The organism is Pseudomonas sp. 86_A (genome assembly GCF_017491705.1).
GTDB classification, from domain to species: domain Bacteria; phylum Pseudomonadota; class Gammaproteobacteria; order Pseudomonadales; family Pseudomonadaceae; genus Aquipseudomonas; species Aquipseudomonas koreensis.
On record NZ_JAFGYS010000035.1, the window covers coordinates 1 to 2,255 of the forward strand.

Consider the following 2,255-nt stretch of genomic DNA (forward strand, 5'->3'; position numbering starts at 1 on the left):
GCGCAGTTCATCGCATTACTGATCGTTGCCAACCAGTACGGCCTTAATCCGTGGACGAAAGAAATTTACGCCTTTCCTGATAAGCAGAATGGCATCGTTCCGGTGGTGGGCGTTGATGGCTGGTCCCGCATCATCAATGAAAACCAGCAGTTTGATGGCATGGACTTTGAGCAGGACAATGAATCCTGTACATGCCGGATTTACCGCAAGGACCGTAATCATCCGATCTGCGTTACCGAATGGATGGATGAATGCCGCCGCGAACCATTCAAAACTCGCGAAGGCAGAGAAATCACGGGGCCGTGGCAGTCGCATCCCAAACGGATGTTACGTCATAAAGCCATGATTCAGTGTGCCCGTCTGGCCTTCGGATTTGCTGGTATCTATGACAAGGATGAAGCCGAGCGCATTGTCGAAAATACTGCATACACTGCAGAACGTCAGCCGGAACGCGACATCACTCCGGTTAACGATGAAACCATGCAGGAGATTAACACTCTGCTGATCGCCCTGGATAAAACATGGGATGACGACTTATTGCCGCTCTGTTCCCAGATATTTCGCCGCGACATTCGTGCATCGTCAGAACTGACACAGGCCGAAGCAGTAAAAGCTCTTGGATTCCTGAAACAGAAAGCCGCAGAGCAGAAGGTGGCAGCATGACACCGGACATTATCCTGCAGCGTACCGGGATCGATGTGAGAGCTGTCGAACAGGGGGATGATGCGTGGCACAAATTACGGCTCGGCGTCATCACCGCTTCAGAAGTTCACAACGTGATAGCAAAACCCCGCTCCGGAAAGAAGTGGCCTGACATGAAAATGTCCTACTTCCACACCCTGCTTGCTGAGGTTTGCACCGGTGTGGCTCCGGAAGTTAACGCTAAAGCACTGGCCTGGGGAAAACAGTACGAGAACGACGCCAGAACCCTGTTTGAATTCACTTCCGGCGTGAATGTTACTGAATCCCCGATCATCTATCGCGACGAAAGTATGCGTACCGCCTGCTCTCCCGATGGTTTATGCAGTGACGGCAACGGCCTTGAACTGAAATGCCCGTTTACCTCCCGGGATTTCATGAAGTTCCGGCTCGGTGGTTTCGAGGCCATAAAGTCAGCTTACATGGCCCAGGTGCAGTACAGCATGTGGGTGACGCGAAAAAATGCCTGGTACTTTGCCAACTATGACCCGCGTATGAAGCGTGAAGGCCTGCATTATGTCGTGATTGAGCGGGATGAAAAGTACATGGCGAGTTTTGACGAGATCGTGCCGGAGTTCATCGAAAAAATGGACGAGGCACTGGCTGAAATTGGTTTTGTATTTGGGGAGCAATGGCGATGACGCATCCTCACGATAATATCCGGGTAGGCGCAATCACTTTCGTCTACTCCGTTACAAAGCGAGGCTGGGTATTTCCCGGCCTTTCTGTTATCCGAAATCCACTGAAAGCACAGCGGCTGGCTGAGGAGATAAATAATAAACGAGGGGCTGTATGCACAAAGCATCTTCTGTTGAGTTAAGAACGAGTATCGAGATGGCACATAGCCTTGCTCAAATTGGAATCAGGTTTGTGCCAATACCAGTAGAAACAGACGAAGAATTTCATACGTTAGCCGCATCCCTTTCACAAAAGCTGGAAATGATGGTGGCGAAAGCAGAAGCAGATGAGAGAAACCAGGTATGACAACCACGGAATGCATTTTTCTGGCAGCGGGCTTCATATTCTGTGTGCTTATGCTTGCCGACATGGGACTTGTTCAATGACACCTCAGCAGGAAAACGCCCTTCGCAGCATTGCCCGTCAGGCTAATTCTGAAATCAAAAAAAGCCAGACAGCAGTTTCCGGATAAAAACGTCGATGACATTTGCCGTAGCGTACTGAAGAAGCACCGCGAAACGGTAACGCTGATGGGATTCACACCGACTCATTTAAGCCTGGCAATCGGCATGTTAAACGGCGTCTTTAAGGAACGATGAACATGAAAAGCAAAATCATCAGGGAGCTACAGGCTCCTTTTTTATTATTCGCATTCACCCTCAAGCGTATTAACCAACAGTTCAGGGATTAATGAAAGATGGCAGACATCATTGATTCAGCATCAGAAATAGAAGAATTACAGCGCAACACAGCAATAAAAATGCGCCGCCTGAACCACCAGGCTATATCTGCCACTCATTGTTGTGAGTGTGGCGATCCGATAGATGAACGAAGACGCCTGGTCGTTCAGGGTTGTCGGACTTGTGCAAGTTGCCAGG

4 protein-coding genes and 1 pseudogene are annotated in these 2,255 nt (G+C 49.6%); all 5 read left to right on the forward strand.

Annotated features, from left to right (window positions below):
• A pseudogene (bet, locus tag J5M57_RS29170) lies at window positions 1–417 on the forward strand (phage recombination protein Bet); the annotation flags it as partial.
• Window positions 418–659: 242 nt separating this feature from the next.
• Complete coding sequence (locus J5M57_RS27760; RefSeq protein ID WP_000186853.1) at window positions 660–1,340, forward strand: lambda exonuclease family protein; 681 nt, start codon at window positions 660–662, stop codon at window positions 1,338–1,340.
• On the forward strand, window positions 1,331–1,519 hold the full coding sequence (locus J5M57_RS27765; protein ID WP_001251812.1) for a DUF1317 domain-containing protein: 189 nt from the start codon (window positions 1,331–1,333) through the stop codon (window positions 1,517–1,519). The genes J5M57_RS27760 and J5M57_RS27765 overlap by 10 nt, the downstream gene beginning before the upstream one ends.
• Window positions 1,492–1,683, forward strand: coding sequence for a DUF1382 family protein (locus J5M57_RS27770; RefSeq protein WP_015979260.1), 192 nt, complete (start codon window positions 1,492–1,494; stop codon window positions 1,681–1,683). The genes J5M57_RS27765 and J5M57_RS27770 overlap by 28 nt, the downstream gene beginning before the upstream one ends.
• Before the next feature lie 391 nt (window positions 1,684–2,074).
• Window positions 2,075–2,255 (forward strand): TraR/DksA family transcriptional regulator (locus J5M57_RS27775; RefSeq protein WP_112929539.1); only part of this gene is annotated, 181 nt, incomplete at its 3' end.